The 15,603-nt window shown below is 73.3% G+C and carries 14 protein-coding genes; 9 read left to right on the top strand and 5 right to left on the bottom strand.

Annotated features, from left to right (window positions below; all coding sequences use genetic code 11):
• The first annotated feature begins 88 nt into the window (after positions 1–88).
• Both B0E54_RS32795 and B0E54_RS14585 read left to right on the top strand, forming a co-directional pair.
• Positions 89–1,294: a DUF418 domain-containing protein gene (locus B0E54_RS32795; RefSeq protein WP_234584053.1), complete on the top strand. Its 1,206-nt coding sequence runs from the start codon at positions 89–91 to the stop codon at positions 1,292–1,294.
• 286 nt (positions 1,295–1,580) lie between these two features.
• A complete protein-coding gene (locus tag B0E54_RS14585; RefSeq protein WP_234584052.1) occupies positions 1,581–2,861 on the top strand; it encodes a multidrug effflux MFS transporter in 1,281 nt (426 codons plus the stop codon).
• A gap of 57 nt (positions 2,862–2,918) precedes the next feature.
• On the opposite strand, the gene B0E54_RS14580 is transcribed toward B0E54_RS14585, so the two are convergent.
• Positions 2,919–3,584 (bottom strand): hypothetical protein, encoded by a 666-nt coding sequence (locus B0E54_RS14580; RefSeq protein ID WP_234584050.1) that lies wholly within the window; start codon positions 3,582–3,584, stop codon positions 2,919–2,921.
• Positions 3,585–3,607: 23 nt separating this feature from the next.
• Here B0E54_RS14580 and B0E54_RS14575 point away from each other — a divergent pair, with 23 nt between their 5' ends.
• Both B0E54_RS14575 and B0E54_RS14570 read left to right on the top strand, forming a co-directional pair.
• On the top strand, positions 3,608–4,126 hold the full coding sequence (locus B0E54_RS14575) for an acyl-CoA thioesterase (protein WP_234584049.1): 519 nt from the start codon (positions 3,608–3,610) through the stop codon (positions 4,124–4,126).
• Between the two features lie 142 nt (positions 4,127–4,268).
• Positions 4,269–6,266, top strand: coding sequence for an acetoacetate--CoA ligase (locus B0E54_RS14570; protein WP_234584047.1), 1,998 nt, complete (start codon positions 4,269–4,271; stop codon positions 6,264–6,266).
• Between the two features lie 239 nt (positions 6,267–6,505).
• Here the strand turns inward: B0E54_RS14570 and B0E54_RS14565 are convergent, their stop codons facing one another.
• Positions 6,506–7,195 (bottom strand): TIGR03089 family protein, encoded by a 690-nt coding sequence (locus B0E54_RS14565; RefSeq protein ID WP_234584045.1) that lies wholly within the window; start codon positions 7,193–7,195, stop codon positions 6,506–6,508.
• Between the two features lie 152 nt (positions 7,196–7,347).
• Between B0E54_RS14565 and B0E54_RS14560 the strand changes: the two genes are divergently transcribed.
• Positions 7,348–8,493 (top strand): glycosyltransferase family 1 protein, encoded by a 1,146-nt coding sequence (locus tag B0E54_RS14560; protein WP_234584044.1) that lies wholly within the window; start codon positions 7,348–7,350, stop codon positions 8,491–8,493.
• Between the two features lie 63 nt (positions 8,494–8,556).
• Entirely contained in the window at positions 8,557–9,648 is a 1,092-nt protein-coding gene (locus B0E54_RS14555) for a mannose-1-phosphate guanylyltransferase (protein ID WP_234584042.1), read from the top strand.
• A 90-nt stretch (positions 9,649–9,738) separates the two neighbouring features.
• Here B0E54_RS14555 and B0E54_RS14550 read toward each other — a convergent pair whose 3' ends face one another.
• Positions 9,739–10,275 carry an NUDIX hydrolase gene (locus B0E54_RS14550; RefSeq protein WP_234584126.1) on the bottom strand — a complete coding sequence of 179 codons (537 nt, stop codon included), beginning with the start codon at positions 10,273–10,275 and terminating at the stop codon, positions 9,739–9,741.
• Between the two features lie 102 nt (positions 10,276–10,377).
• Between B0E54_RS14550 and B0E54_RS14545 the strand changes: the two genes are divergently transcribed.
• Entirely contained in the window at positions 10,378–11,424 is a 1,047-nt protein-coding gene (locus B0E54_RS14545) for a DUF4185 domain-containing protein (protein ID WP_234584041.1), read from the top strand.
• Positions 11,425–11,714: 290 nt separating this feature from the next.
• A complete protein-coding gene (locus tag B0E54_RS14540; RefSeq protein ID WP_234584040.1) occupies positions 11,715–12,713 on the top strand; it encodes a winged helix-turn-helix domain-containing protein in 999 nt (332 codons plus the stop codon).
• 19 nt (positions 12,714–12,732) lie between these two features.
• Here the strand turns inward: B0E54_RS14540 and B0E54_RS14535 are convergent, their stop codons facing one another.
• Positions 12,733–13,821 carry a coenzyme F420-0:L-glutamate ligase gene (locus B0E54_RS14535; RefSeq protein WP_234584039.1) on the bottom strand — a complete coding sequence of 363 codons (1,089 nt, stop codon included), beginning with the start codon at positions 13,819–13,821 and terminating at the stop codon, positions 12,733–12,735.
• Entirely contained in the window at positions 13,818–14,768 is a 951-nt protein-coding gene (gene cofD / locus B0E54_RS14530) for a 2-phospho-L-lactate transferase (RefSeq protein ID WP_234584038.1), read from the bottom strand. Before cofD ends, B0E54_RS14535 begins: the two co-directional genes overlap by 4 nt.
• 98 nt (positions 14,769–14,866) lie before the next feature.
• Here cofD and B0E54_RS14525 point away from each other — a divergent pair.
• Positions 14,867–15,603 (top strand): hypothetical protein (locus B0E54_RS14525; protein ID WP_234584037.1); only part of this gene is annotated, 737 nt, incomplete at its 3' end.

Raw genomic sequence — 15,603 nt, 5'->3', positions numbered from 1 at the left:
GCTCACCGGCTGTCATCCGGAAAGGCCGCTTCATAGGGTCACAGGACAGTCACCGAACACGATTGCTGTCCGTTCCGGAGGTTGTCACGTGAGCCACTCCATCAAGGACCCACCCGTCGGGAGTCGCGCGTCGTCCGGGACGCTCTCCCGGATCGTCGACGTCGACGCGTTGCGCGCCGTGGCGCTGCTCCTCATCCTGATCGTCAACATCGCCTTCTTCGCCTCCGGCTATCCCTTCCAGCTGGTCCCGGATCCCGCGTACGACTCGTGGGGCGACCAGGCGGTGCTGTGGCTGGTCGAGCTGCTGTTCACGATGAAGGCGTACCTGCTCTTCTCCTTCCTGTTCGGCTACAGCTTCACGCTCCAGCTCGATTCCGCCGCGCGACGGGGCGTCGACGTCGTCCCACGGTTCCGGCGACGGCTGGTCGGGCTCTTCGTGCTCGGCATCCTGCACGCGGTGCTGCTGTTCCAGGGCGACATCCTGACCGCGTACGCGTTGCTCGGTCTGGTCCTGCTCGCCATGCGGGGAGTCCGCGTCAGGACCGCGCTGCGCGTCGCCGTACTGCTGACCGGCGGGATCGGCTTCCTCCTCGCGCTCGCCGCCACGGGCGGGACCCAGCTGGTCACCGATCCGTCGACGGCGCTGGCGGCGGGGCAGCGGTCCACCGAGGCGCTACAGGGTGGGTTCGGCTCGGTGATCAGCGAGCACGTACGCCAGCTGCCGGCGATGCTCGGCACGCTCCTCGTGCAGGGGCCGCTCGCACTCTCGGCCTTCCTCTTCGGTTACGCGGCCGGTCGGCGCCGGCTGCTCACCGACATCGCCGGGAACCGGCAGCTCCTGCGCCGGGTGCAGCAGCTGGGCTATCCGATCGGCCTGGCCGGTGCGGTGATCTTCGCGGCGGGCGGGGGCACCGCGAACCTGACCGGGCTGACGGCGGGCGTGCTCACCGCGCCGCTGCTCGCGGCCGCGTACGCCGCCACCCTGCTCCAGTTCTTCCAGACCGGGCGGGGTCGGCGGGTCGCCGCCGTGCTCGCGCCGGCCGGGCGGATGTCCCTGTCGAACTACCTGGGCCAGTCGCTGCTCTGCGTGCTGGTCTTCACCGGCGTCGGGCTGGGCCTCGCCGGTGCCGTCGCGCCCCCGGTCGTCGTCCTCATCGCGGTCGCGATCTACTGCCTGCAGCTCGCCGGCAGCGCGGCGTGGATGGCCCGGTTCCGGTACGGGCCGCTGGAGTGGCTGTTGCGGGCCTGGACCGAGCAGCGCTGGCCGCGGCTGCGGGCCGTGGACCCGGCATAGGGCGGTGGCCGCCGATCTTTCCCAGCTGTGACCGCAGCTCACAGCTGGGGCGGCCGGACGGAACCGCGTGACTCCCCACACACAGGGAACGTCGTACACGGCCGAGGTGTTGTCGACCCGGGAGAATCATCCCGGGTCATCGCCCACCCGGCCAACCCCACCACGGCCCCTGAGTCGTCACGTCCACGCCGCCCACCGCCGGGCATCCCCGCCGCGTCCACGCGGTCCCGGTGACGCCCCGCGCCGCCGCTCGTGACGACGCGCCGGCTTCCGCAGAGAGATCGAGATGATGAAGCAGCTGGTGGACAAGACCGCCCCCGAGCAGGATGTGCTGCCCGGCGACCTGATGACCAACCGCCAGCGGGCCCGGCTCGTGCTGGTGCTCGGCGCGTTGATCGCGATCGGGCCGTTGACCATCGACATGTACCTGCCGGCGCTGCCCGCCATCACGGCCGGCCTGCAGACCACCGAGACCGCCGTGCAGTTGACCCTGACCGGCACGCTGATCGGCCTCGCGCTGGGCCAGTTGCTGATCGGGCCGCTCTCCGACGTGGTCGGGCGGCGTCTGCCGCTGCTCGCCGGGCTCGCCGCGCACATCGTGGCCTCCGTGCTGTGCGTCTTCGCGCCCAACATCGCCGTGCTCGGCGCGCTGCGCGTCCTGCAGGGCCTCGGCGTGGCGGCCGCCACCGTGGTCGCCACGGCCGTCGTGCGCGACCTGTTCAGCGGCGCCTCGTTCGCGCGGATCTTCTCGCGCCTGATGCTGGTGATGGGGCTGGCGCCGATCCTCGCGCCGACGCTCGGCAGCGGGCTGCTGCGGTGGACCGAGTGGCGGGGCGTCTTCGCGGCGCTGGCGGTGCTGGGCGCGCTGCTGATCGTCGTCGCGGCGTTGCAGCTTCCGGAGACCCTCGCGGTGGCCCGCCGCCGACACGGCGGGGTGGCGGCGACCCTGCGCGACTACCGGGCGCTGCTCAACGACCGGGCCTTCGTCGGTCTGGTGCTGGTCGCCGGACTGGCCATGGCGTCGCTGTTCGCGTACGTCTCGGGGTCGTCGTTCGTGCTCCAGCGGGAGTACGGCCTCGACGAGCAGCAGTTCGGCCTGGCCTTCGGCGCCGGCGCCGTGGGCCTGATCGGCGCCACCCAGTTCAACGTCCGGCTGCTGCGGCGCTACACCCCGCAGCAGATCCTCGTCAGCGCGCTGATCGCCGGAACGGCCGCCGGGCTGCTGCTGATCGCGTTCGCGGCCACCGGCTTCGGTGGCCTCGGCACCCTGCTCGCGTCGCTGTGGCTCGTGCTGGCCGCGGCGGGCCTGGCCCTGCCGAACGCCCCGGCGCTGGCGATGAGCCGGCACAGCGAGGCCGCCGGCACGGCCGCGGCGCTGCTCGGGGCCGTGCAGTTCGGCGTCGGCGCGGTGTCGGCGCCCCTGGCCGGCCTGTTCGGCACGGGGAGCGTACCGATGGCGGTCGTCATCGCGGGCGGCATGGCCGCGGCGCTGGCGGTCATGCTCCTGGTCGTGCCCCGCGCCGCCCTCGGCGCGGTCGACCCGGACCTGGCCGTCGCCGTGCACTAGCGCAGCCCGCGCAGCGGGTCTGGTCGGGCGGGCCGGGCCTCCCGGCCCGCCCGACGGTCAACGGATCTCGGTGGTGTCCTCGGGGCGGGACTGGCCGCGCGGCGGGGCGGACCACGGTGATTCGCCACCCACCCGGCGGGGCAGCGGTTCGGTCGGCGTCGGGTCGGCCGGGTAACCCAGGGTCAGCGGGGCGGTGTCGCGCTCGGCCGGCTCGGGCGACGGCCAGTCGGTGAGGGTGAAGTCGTCGCCGCGCGGGCCGTCCGCCGGCGCCGGCGTCAGGGCCGGCGCGGTCGCGGCCTGCGGCCACTGCCGCCAGCGTTGGCCGCTGAACGTCGCCATGAGCAGCAGCAGGCCGATCAGGAAGAGCGTGCCGTTCTCCACCGGCAGCCGCAGCGGCAGCGGGTCACCGAACACCTTCCACCCCTGCGGGATCGCGTCGCGCACCTCGAACGGCGCCACGAACATCCCGACGTACGGGGTGACCAGCAGCAGCCCGGCCACCACCGGGCCCGCCGGTGAGAAGCGCAGTGTGCCGAGCAGCCCGAGCAGGACACCGCCGACGCCGAGGTACACGGCCGGTTCGATCAGGTTGGCGGTGTTGAAGGTGCCGATCTCCACCCAGCGGTCGACCGTCCGGGTCGACCCGTCCTGCCCGAGTGTGACAAGCGCCCACGTGATGGGTGCCACCACCAACCCGGCGAGGAAGCTCCAGAGATGTCGCATCCGCGCACCGTACCGTTTCCGGCATGACCGAGCACCTCTCCGCCGCTCCGACCGGCAAGCCGACGTCGTACTCCCGCGTCACCCTCAGCAAGATCATGACTGCGGTGGACGTGAACCTCTACGGAACCGTCCACGGCGGGGTCCTGATGAAGTTCGTCGACGACGTGGCGGGCGCCGCCGCCGCCCGGCACAGCGGCGGGACGGCGGTCACCGCGGCGATCGACGAGATCGTCTTCTCCGAGGCCGTCCGGGTCGGTGACCTGGTGCACGCGCACGCCCAGGTGAACTGGACCGGACAGACGTCGATGGAGGTGGGCGTGCGGGTGGTCGCCGAGCGGTGGGACTCGGCCGAGGACGCCCCGGTGCGGGTGGCCACGGCGTACCTGGTCTTCGTCGGCGTGGACGTCGGCGGTGCGCCGCGCACGGTCCGTCCGGTGCTGCCGGAGACGCCGGAGGACGAGCGCCGGTTCAAGGAGGCGGAGATCCGCCGTGCGCACCGCCTGGCCCGCCGCCGGGCCATCCAGGCGCACCGGGCGGGCTGAACCACATGGGTGGGTGGGCTGGAGTGTGGGCCGGGCACGCGTCGATAGGCGTACCCGGTGCGCAGAATGGCGCTTCGAGGTAGGGCAAGATGGCGCCACGGCCCATTCACAGTGTCGTGCGGGGCCAGGGGAGGGTGGAGCAGTGGGTGACGTGCTGTGGACGCCGCCGGCGGACGTGCTGGAGCGGTCCCGGATCGGCGACTACCTGCGCTGGCTGGCCGAGCACCGCGGGCTGGACTTCGCCGACTACGACGCCCTGTGGCGGTGGTCGGTCACCGACCTGGACGCGTTCTGGCGCTCGATCTGGGACCACTTCGAGGTGATCGCGCACACCCCGCCGACCGCAACCCTGGCCGAGCGGGGGATGCCCGGGGCGCGCTGGTTCCCGGGCGCCACCCTCAACTACGCCGAGAACGTGCTGCGGATGCCGGGCCGCGCCGACGACGACCCCGTGGTCATCGCGCACGGCCAGACCCGCGAGCCGGTCACCCTCACCGCCGGGGAGCTGCGCGAGCAGGTCCGCCGGGTGTCGGCCGGTCTGCGCCGGCTCGGCGTCACCGCCGGGGACCGGGTGGCGGCGTACGCCCCCAACATTCCCGAGACGTACGTCCTGCTGCTGGCCACCGCCAGCCTCGGGGCCATCTTCTCGTCCTGCGCGCCGGAGTTCGGCACGCGCAGCGTCACCGACCGGTGGCAGCAGATCGAGCCAACCGTGCTGGTCGCCGTGGACGGCTACCGCTACGGCGACAAGCCGGTCGACCGCCGCGCCGAGGTCGCCGCGATCCGTGCCGCCCTGCCGTCGCTGCGCCACACCGTGAGCATCGGCTACCTCGACCCGGCGGGCCCCGCCCCCGAGGGCGCGCTGGGCTGGGCCGAGCTGGCCGCGCCCACCGACGAGCCGTCGACGTTCACGCCGGTGCCGTTCGACCACCCGCTGTACGTGCTCTACTCCTCGGGCACCACCGGGTTGCCGAAGCCGATCGTGCACGGCCACGGCGGCATCCTGCTGGAACACCTGAAGATGCTCGCCCTGCACCACGACCTCGGCCCGGCCGACCGGTTCTTCTGGTTCACCACCACCGGCTGGATGATGTGGAACTTCCTGGTCTCCGGGCCTGCGGTGGGCGCGGCCATCGTCCTCTTCGACGGCAACCCGGGGGTCCGGGCGGAGCCCGGCCGGCCGGCCGAGCCCGACCTGGGCGCGCTGTGGCGGCTGGCCGCCGAGACCGGCACCACGTACTTCGGCACCTCGGCGCCGTTCCTGCTGGCCTGCCGCAAGGCCGGCCTGGTGCCCCGCGAGGTCGCCGACCTGTCCGCGCTGCGCGGCGTCGGTTCCACAGGTGCGCCGCTGCCCGCCGAGGGCTTTCACTGGGTGTACGAGACCGTCGGCGACCAGGTGCAACTCCAGTCGCTCTCGGGCGGCACCGACGTGTGCACGGGCTTCGTCGGCGGGGTGCCGCTGCTGCCGGTGTACGCCGGCGAGATCGCCTGCCGCGCGCTGGGCGCCAAGGTGGAGGCCCGCTCGGCCGACGGCACTCCGGTGATCGGCGAGCTGGGCGAGCTGGTGATCACCGAGCCGATGCCGAGCATGCCGGTGGGCTTCTGGAACGACCCGGACGGCGTCCGTTACGCCGAGGCGTACTTCTCCGTCTACCCCGGCGTCTGGCGGCACGGTGACTGGATCACCATCAACTCCCGGGGCGGCTGCGTGATCACCGGCCGCTCCGACGCCACCCTCAACCGTGGCGGAGTCCGGCTCGGCACCGCCGAGTTCTACTCCGTGGTCGAGGGCCTCGACGAGGTCGTCGACTCGGTGGTGGTGCACCTGGAGGACGACGAGGGTGGCGCGGGTGAACTGCTGCTCTTCGTGGTGCTGGCCGACGGGCTGACTCTGGACGACTCGCTGCGCAAGATGATCTGCCGCGAACTGCGGACCGCCCTCTCACCCCGGCACGTGCCCGACGAGATCCACCAGGTACGCGCCGTGCCCCGCACCCTCTCGGCGAAGAAGCTGGAGGTGCCGGTCAAGAAGATCCTCACCGGCACCCCGGTCGACCAGGCCGCGGCCAAGGGCGCGCTGGTGAACCCGGATTCCCTTACCGCCTTCGCAACCTTCGCAAAATCCCGCCCCCACCCCTAACCCCCACCCCCCGCCCCCCCCGCGCCCCACCCCCCTGGCGTCGATCATGGAGTGGTGGTGCCCCGCAATAGGTGCATCCCGCCGCCATCCGCCCACCACGACTCCATGATCGACCCGGGCTGGCGCTGGGCTTCCGCGATCTTGCACTTACTGTCGCGGCATACGGGGCATTCCACGCGTCTCGGCGACAGGAACTGCAAGATCGCGGGGGCGCGGGGCGCGGGGCGCGGGGCGCGCGGTTAGGGGAGGGGGTGGGTTACTTTTTCGCTGGTCAGGCGGGTGGGTAGGCGGGCCGGGTCGGGGTTGGCGCACAGGACCACCGTCGCCGCCCGGGTCAGCGGCGCGAGGAGCCAGTCCACCGGGTCGGGGTAGCGGCCGGCGTCGATCAGGACCCGGGCCCCGGGCTCGATGCCCAGGTCGGTGGCGCGGGCCTCGGCGCGGGCCAGCAGTTGCGCGTCCGCGGGGCCGGGACCGGACCGCGGGGTGAAGTGGTCGCCGTGCCCGCGTACTTCGACCACGTAGTCGGCGAAGCCGGGCGGCACCTGCCGCAGCGGGGCGGCGAGCGGGGCGAGGCCCAGGGCGTACCGCTCGTCGGCGGGCCAGGACTGTGCTTCGTCGAGCCGGTCGGCGGCGGCGAAGAGCACGTCCACCGGGCCCGGTGTGTCGGCGACTGTCACCTTCGCCGACCAGCAGCCCAGCAGGACGGCGGCGGTCTGCCAGTGCGGGGGGAGCAGCACGCCGGCCGGTGTGCCCGGCGCGAGGCCGACCTCGTCGACGAGGAGGTTGGCGGTCTTCGACACCCAGTTCGCCAGGGTCGCGCCGGAGAGTTCGGTGCGGTCGCCGGTGGAGTCGTCGTACCAGGTCAGCAGCGGTCGGGTCGGGTCGGTCGCGATCGCGTCGGCGAACACCCGGGCAATGTTGTCGGCCATCGGCGCGAACGATACGCCTCTGCGGCCCGTACTCGATGACGATGACAACTCGGCGTACCGTCGGGTCGCAGTCAGCGTCGGCCCCGTACTCCGGCGTAGGCTTTACCCCCGGAGTGTTGTTCCCCACAGACCCACCTTCAAGGAGTCGCCCCGTGACCGCCGGTCGCCCGCCCCGCGTGCTCATCGACGCCACGAGTGTCCCCGCCGACCGTGGTGGTGTCGGTCGATACGTCGACGGTTTGCTCGGTGCCCTCGGCAAGGTGTGCGGGTCGGGGGTGGAGTTGGCTGTGGTGAGCCTCCGCACCGACCTGGAGCGTTACACCCGGATGCTGCCCGGCGCGGAGATCATCCCCGCTCCGGCCGCCGTGGCGCACCGCCCGGCCCGGCTCGCCTGGGAGCAGACCGGCCTGCCGCTGCTCGCCCAGCAGGTCGGCGCGCACGTGCTGCACTCGCCCTTCTACACCTGCCCGCTGCGGGCCGGGTGTCCCGTCACGGTCACCGTGCACGACGCGACGTTCTTCACCGAGCCGGAGCACTACGACAAGTCCCGCCGCACGTTCTTCCGCAGCGCCATCAAGACCTCGATGCGTCGCGCCAACCGGGTGATCGTGCCCAGCAAGGCGACCCGCGACGAGCTGATCCGGCTGCTTGACGCCGACCCGACCCGCATCGACGTGGCCTACCACGGCGTCGACCACGACGCCTTCCACGCGCCCGGCGAGGAGGAGAAGGCCCGCGTGCGTGCCCGGCTGGGGCTGGGCAACAGCACGTACGTGGCCTTCCTCGGCGCCAAGGAGCCGCGCAAGAACGTGCCCAACCTGATCCGTGGCTGGGCCCGTGCGGTGGCCGACCGGGTCGACCCGCCGGCCCTGGTGATCGCCGGTGGGCAGGGGCACGACGACGACATCGACCGGGCGGTGGCCGAGGTCCCGTCGCACCTGCGGCTGCTGCGCCCCGGCTACCTGCGCTACGCCGACCTGCCCGGCTTCCTCGGTGGCGCGCTGGTGGCCGCCTACCCGTCGTACGGCGAGGGGTTCGGCCTGCCGATCCTGGAGGCGATGGCGTGCGCCGCCCCGGTGCTGACCACCCCCCGGCTGTCGCTGCCGGAGGTGGGTGGCGACGCCGTCGCGTACACCTCGGAGGACCCGGGCCAGATCGCCACCGACCTGGCCGCCCTGCTCGACGACGAGCAGCGCCGGCTGTCGCTGGCGAAGGCCGGCTTCGACCGGGCCAAGGAGTTCACCTGGGAATCCAGCGCCGAGGTGCACATCGCCGCCTGGAGTCGCGCCCGGTCGTGACCGTTCGGGCCTCTCGTGGTGACCCGTGCCACTGCGGGCGCATACGTCGGGCATGATGTGCGGATGCTTTATGCGGTCATCCCGGCAGGTGGCAGCGGCACAAGGTTGTGGCCGTTGTCCCGCGCCGGCCACCCCAAGTTCCTCCACCCGCTGACCGGTACCAGCGCCTCGCTGCTCCAGGCGACCGTGGAGCGGCTCGCGCCGCTGACCACACCGGATCGGACCCTCGTGGTCACCGGCGCCGCGCACGTCGCGGCGGTCGCCCGGCAACTGACCGGGCTGCCGGAGGAGAACATCCTGGTCGAGCCGTCCCCCCGGGATTCCTGCGCGGCGATCGCGCTGGCCGCGGCGGTGATCGCGCAGCGTGACCCGGACGCGGTCATGGGGAGCTTCGCGGCCGACCACCTGATCCGCGACCCGGACAGCTGGGTGCGCACGGTCCAGGAGGCGGTCCGGGGGGCCGAGCAGGGCATGCTGATGACGGTCGGGATCACCCCGACCCGGCCGGAGACCGGCTACGGCTACCTGGAGACCGGCGACGAGGCCGAGGGCACGCCGTGGCGTCAGGTGGCCGAGTTCAAGGAGAAGCCGGCCGCCGAGGTCGCCGAGGCGTACGTCCGCTCGGGCCGGCACCTGTGGAACGCGAGCATGTTCGTCTGGCGGGTGGACGTGTTCCTCGCCGAGTTGGCCCGCCAGCAGCCGGCGCTGCACGCGGGGGTCACCGCGATCGCCACCGCCTGGGGCACCCCGGAGCAGGACGACGTGCTCGGGACGGTGTGGCCGACGCTGCCGAAGATCTCCGTCGACTACGCGGTGATGGAGGGCGCGGCCACCGCGGGTCGGGTCGCCACCGTGCCTGGCGATTTCGGCTGGAACGACGTGGGTGACTTCCACACGCTGGGTGAGGTGCTGCCCGCCGACGACGCGGGCAACGTGGTGCTCGGCACCGACGCCAAGCCGGGCGTGCTCCTGCGGGACACCGCCAACCTGGTGGTGGTGCCGCAGTCGGGCCGGTTGGTGGCGGTGCTCGGCGTACGCGATCTGATCGTGGTGGACACACCGGACGCGGTGCTGGTCTGCCCGCGTGACCGGGCCCAGGACGTCAAGCTCCTCGTCGACGAGCTGAAGGAGCGGGGCGAAGAGGGCTACGTCTGACCCTCGACCCCGGCGGGTGACCTCGTAGCGCCGGCGATTGCGGTGCAAGCCGCTGTCGCCGGCGTACTCGTGCGCGGGCACGATGGGGTGTCACCACCTGCCCAGCGCCGCGAGGGCCGGCTCGATGAGTTGCGCCGTCCCGCCGGCCAGCGGCTCGGGCAGCCGATCGGGCGGGAACCACCCCAGTTCCTCGGCCTCGTCGCTGACCTGCTCGACGGCGCCGGGCGGGGCGACCACCGCGAACCGGACGTCGTAGTGGCGCGACCCACCCTGGCAGAGCACCTCGTGCACGTCGATGTCGATCGGCACCGGATCGATGCGCAGGCCGTCGATGCCGGACTCCTCGGTGGCCTCGCGCAGCGCGGCCCCGACAAGCGTCCGGTCCACCGGCTCGCAGTGCCCGCCGAGCTGCACCCAGCGGCCGAACTTGGCGTGCAGGCAGAGCAGCACCCGTGCGCCGGTCGGGTCGAGCACCAGCGCGCTCGCGGTGACGTGGCCGGGGCGGTGCTGCCGGCTCATCGCCACCGGCCCGGCGGCGAGCAGCGCGAGGGTCCGGTCCCGCGCGTCGGCCGCCGCCGGGCTGGTCGGCTGCCAGCCCTCCAGCAGGGCGACGGCGTCGGCGTGCAGCGTCGCGTACGACGCGGGATCGGTGGGATCGACGGCGGGTCCGGTGAGCGCGGTGTCAGGCACCCCGTCACTGTACGAGCGCGCTCTCCGTACGCTGGCGCGGTGACCCTGCGACTCGTCGAATTCGTGGTGGCCGGCAACGAGGCCAGCGATCTGCTGCCGGTGCGCTCGTCCGCGCTGCTGCGGTCGTACGGTGCTCGGCGCGGTTTCTGGACGGTGCTGGACGAGGGCCCGGTGGAGCGCTGCCTGGCCCTGCTGCTGGAGTTGGACGACGGTGAGTGGACGGCCCGGCACGTCACGGCGGACGCCGGGGTCGAGAACGGCCGGACCGAGGACGGTGAGGCGCTCGCCCACCACGACGGCTGGGTGTACGTCTTCGGCTCCCACTTCGGCTCGAAGGCGGGCCCGCTGCGCCCCCGTCGGGCGTTCGTGGCCCGGTTCCGCGAGGACGACGCGGCGGCCGGCACGCTGCCGGTGCACGTGGTGCGCAACCGGTTCCGGCTGCACCGCGCGGTGAACGACGCCCTCGCCGCGTCGCCGCTGACCCTGCTGCCGCCGGGCAAGCGGGTGCGCGACCGGTTCATCGTGGAGACCCTGGCGCGGGGGACCAGTCGGGCGAAGAGTTGGGTGACGCGCCTGACGCCGGACGACCTCCCGTTGAACGTGGAGGCCGCGGCCTTCACGCCGGCCGGCACGGTGCTGCTCGGGTTGCGTTTTCCGGTCACCGAGGCCGGCGAGCCGGTCCTGGTGGAGGTGTCCGGCGTGCCGGGCATGTTCGCCGCGGACCCGGTGTGGCCCCAAGCGCTGGGGGCGTACGCGGTGACCGGGGTGACTCCGCCGGGCGAGCTGACCGGCTTCCGGGCGATCGCGCCGACGCCGGACGGCGGGTACGCGGCCGTGATCGGTTCGATCGACGCGCTGGGCAAGGGGTCGGTGCTGCTCGACGACCATCCGGGCGGGGGCGCGGTCACGTCCCGGCACGTGCGGTTCCGGTTCCCGGCGGGGCGCACGGGCGACGCGTGCCGGCTCGTCGGCGAAGAGGTGGCCGACCTGGGGCCGTTTCACCACGTCGAGGGCCTGGCCGAGCTGGACGGGCGGCCGTTCTACGTCACGGACGAGGACCATCGGGTCGCGCTCTGGGTCGGCTGAGCGGGGCCGACGCACCGCGTCGACGGGATGACCGGACGGCACCTCTGCGGAGCAAGGGCCGCAGACCCTCGTGGTGCCGCCCGATCACCGGTCCCTCCCCGGTCCCCGGTGCCCCGGCGCCGGTCACGTCCGTGACGTGTCGGTGCCGTGCTCGGGCACTGGAAGCATGCCTAACTGGCCGGGGAGGCGTCGAGGTTTTTCAGTTCAGGCTTAAAGATGGAGATAACTGCCGGCCGGGTAGAGTCGAACGGTCGCTCGGCATCCCTCTGCCGGCGACACGGGAGCGCTCCATGCTGAAGATCCACTTTTCCGGCGAGGACATTCTCCGGACCCGGGTGGCGCCGGCGGCTGACCCGGTCTGGGAGCTGGTCCTCAGCCTGCACGTGTTGCAGGGCCGCAACCGCGATCCGTTGACGTCGACCTGGCGGCGCACCGTGACCCGCGGGCTGCGCCAGGACGTCGCCTCCGATCAGCTCCGACTGCTCTTCGCCCTGAACCCGCCGCGCGGCTACTTCCCCGACTTCCTGACCCCGTACGCCAGCGTGGAGGGTTTCGCGGCAGGGCTGGAAGCGGTGCGCAGCACGCCGACCCCGCTGCTCCAGCGGGATGTGACCCTGCTGGCCGCCGAGAACCAGCTGCCGTCCTCGGCCGCCGCGCTGGCCCGCGGCGACGTGGCGACGCTGCGCCACCTCGCGGATTCCATGGAGCAGTACCGGTCACTGGCGATCGACCCGTACTGGAGTCGGATCCAGTCGGCGGTGGCGGCGGACCGCACCCGCCGCGCACGGGCCCTGCTCGACGGCGGCGTCGAAGGGCTGTTGGCCAGCCTCCGCCCGCGCATGCGCTGGGACAGCGGGGTGCTCGAGGTGCGCGACTACCCGCACAGCCGGGAGCTGCACCTGGACGGTCGAGGGCTGCTGTTGGTGCCGTCGTTCTTCTGCGCGGGCACCCCGGTCGCCCTGCTCGACCCGGCGCTGCCGCCGGTGCTGGTCTATCCGGTGGACCGGCTGGGCGGGCTCGCCGCGACCGACGGGGACGCATTGGCCACGTCGAGCGCCGGCCGCGACTCGCTGGCCGCACTGCTCGGCCGGACCAGGGCGGCGGTGCTGGAGGCCAGCCACGACGGCTGCACCACGGGCGAGGTGGCCCGCCGGCTCAACATCTCACCGGCGGCGGCCAGCCAGCACGCCACAGTGCTGCGCAACGCCGGCCTGCTCGTCAGTCACCGCGACCGCAACACAGTGCTGCACACGCTGACCCCGCTGGGCCGGGCCGTCCTGGACGCGTGAGTCCGGCCCGGCCGCGCGGTCACAGGGCGAGCGCGGCGCTGGCCGGGCTGCCGGCCGGCGGAGGCAGCAGCGTCGACCGGACACCCTCGGCGGCCAGTGCGACGCGCAGCCGGTGCAGGTCGGCGCCGAAGCGGACCAGGTCCATCGGGTCGACGGGCGCCGGCGCGGTGCCGAGCACCAGCGCGCTGGCGTCGGCCGGCCAGCCCGGCACCTCGGCGACCAGGCCGGCGCGTACCTCCGCCTCGTCGATGAGGGTGAAGACCGTGCCGGGGGTCACCACCTCGGCGACCGCGTCGAGCGCCCGTCGCACCGCGGCCGGGTCGACCGGCTCGGGGTCGATCGCCTCGGCGAGGGTCGCGGCCTCGGCCAGCCCGGCCGCCCGCGCCTCGGCGGTGCCCAGCGAGAACAGGTCCTGCGCGGCATCACGGATGAGCGTCCGCGCGCCGTCGGAGTCGTCCGCGCGGGTCGCCGCGAGGTAGCCGCGTACCACGGCCACGGGGACCTGGTCACACTTGCCCTTGATCAACTCGCCGGCGCCCGCCAGCTCGTCCACCACCGCCATCTGGGTCAGCTGCAGCTCGTTGCCGTACGGGTCCACCTCGCCCCGATGGTCGCGGATCGCCGGCATCCCGGCCACCCCGAGCGCCACGTCGGTAAGCCCGTTGCGCCAGGGCCGGCCCATCGTGTCGCTGATGATCACGGCGACGTCCAGGTCGTACCGCTCCCGCAGCGCGGCGCGCAGCTCCCGCGCCGACGCGTCCGGATCCACCGGCAACAGCACCAGCCGGGTCTTGTCGACGTTCGACGCGTCGATCCCGGCGGAGGCCATCACGAAGCCGTGGTGGGTCTGCACGATCCGGGTCGGCCCGCGGCTGGCCACCACCCGGGCGGTCTCGCCGGCCAGCACCTCCTCGCGCGCGGCGAGCCGCTCCGGCCCGTCCGCCGGGACGTCCACCAGCCGTCCCTCCGCCTTGGAGACGATCTTGCTGGTCACCACCAGCACGTCGCCGTCGCGCAGCCACGGCGCGGCGGTGGCGATCACCGCCGCCAGGTCGTCACCCTCGGTCACGTGGCCGATGCCCAGCACCGGCAGGATCTCCAGCCTCACGTCAACTCCACCGCGGCGCGGACCATCGCCGCCGTCGCCGCCTCGTCGGTCATCCGCAGCGGCATCGCGCGGACCGTCACCTCCGGTACCACCGCGTCGGCGTCCTCCTCGGCCACCAGCCAGCCGTCCAGCAGCCCACCCGCAGCCCGAGGGCCGTAGAGCCGGCCCACACCGGCCGCGCTGCACTCAACACCGAGCACGGCGAGACAGCGGTCAGCCATTCCCCGGACCGGAGCGCCGCCGATGATCGGCGAGACACCCACCACCGGCGCCGGGCCGTCGGTCACCGCCTCGCGCATCCCCGGTACGGCAAGCACCGGCGCGATGCTCACCACCGGGTTGCTCGGCGCGATCAACACCAGGTCGGCCGCGCCGATCGCCTCCCGCACCCCCGGCGCCGGCTGCGCCGTCTCCGCACCGACGAAGACGAACCGGTGGGTGGGGATGTCGGCCCGGTACCGCACCCACCACTCCTGGAAGTGGATCGCCCGCTGACCCTCGTCACCGTCGCCGACGACCGCGTGGGTCTCCAGCCGGTCGTCGGTCGCGGGCAGCAGGCGTACGCCGGGCTGCCACCGCGTCGACAGCGCCTCGGTGACCGCGCTCAGCGGGTAGCCGCCGTTGAGCATGGTGCTGCGTACCAGGTGGGTGGCGATGTCCTTGTCGCCGAGGCCGAACCAGGTCGGCTCCGCCCCGTACGCGGCCAACTCCTCCTTGACCGTCCAGCTCTCGCCGACCCGGCCCCAGCCCCGTTCGGGGTCGGCGCCGCCGCCGAGCGTGTACATGACGCTGTCCAGGTCGGGACAGATCTTCAACCCGTGCAGCCACAGGTCGTCGCCGACGTTGACAACGGCGGTCACCTCGGCGCCGACCTCGCGGGCGTACGCCCGGACGCCGAGCAGGAACCGGGCGCCGCCAATGCCGCCGGCCAGAACCACGATGCGCATGTCGACCATCCTCGCGTACGAGACGCCTCCGGTCCGCCGGTGGCGTGGGAGACTAGGCTCACGTGCGCCCTGTCCGTTATTGCCCCGAGGGGGAGCTCGTGACCAGCCCCGCCGAGCCCGCGTCCGCCGACGCGACGCAGGCCCGCCAGCTGACCAAGCCACTGCGCGAACTGGGTGCGCTCGCCCTGCTCGGCGCCAACGCCGTGTTCCTCTTCGTGGGGCTGCTCCGGCTGCTCACCCCGAACGACTACCGCGACTTCACCGACCGGGCGGGCGACCAGTTCTCCTCGTTCATCGGGGTGGAGGCGGTGGTGCTGCCGCTGCTGGCCGTCCTGCTGGCCACCCACGTCGCGCCGGTCCTGCCGAAGGCGAAGCTGATCACGCAGGTGGCGCTTGGTGAGTACGCGGTCAGCGCGCTGCTCGGCACGCTCACCATGCTGATCTGGACGGTGGGCCGCCTCGCCGAGACCGAGATCCTCGACGCGTTGCTCGGCCTTCTCGCCCGGTTCGCCTGGCTGGTGATCTTCGCGGTGGCCGCCTGGGTGGTGTTCACCATCTGGCGGGCGTTCTACTACGTCCCCAAGCCGAAGCCGCAGCCGGGCGTCTACGGCCAGCCGCAGCCGGGTTGGCCGCAGCAGCAGGGCGGTTGGCCGGCTCCCGGTCAGCCCGGCGGTCAGCAGCAGGGCGGATGGCCCGCTCCCGGCCAGCCGGGCGGTTACCCGCAGGCCGGCCAGCCGGGCGGTTACCCGCCGGCGCAGTTCCCCGGCCAGTACGGCCAGCCGTCGCCGCCGTTCCAGGCCCCGCAGTCCGCGCCGCCGCACCCGCAGTCGGCCCC

This window comes from Micromonospora sp. MH99, assembly GCF_021442385.1.
GTDB lineage: Bacteria > Actinomycetota > Actinomycetes > Mycobacteriales > Micromonosporaceae > Micromonospora.
The sequence above is the reverse complement of the archived record's forward strand: the minus strand, read 5'-3'. Positions and strand labels throughout refer to the sequence as shown.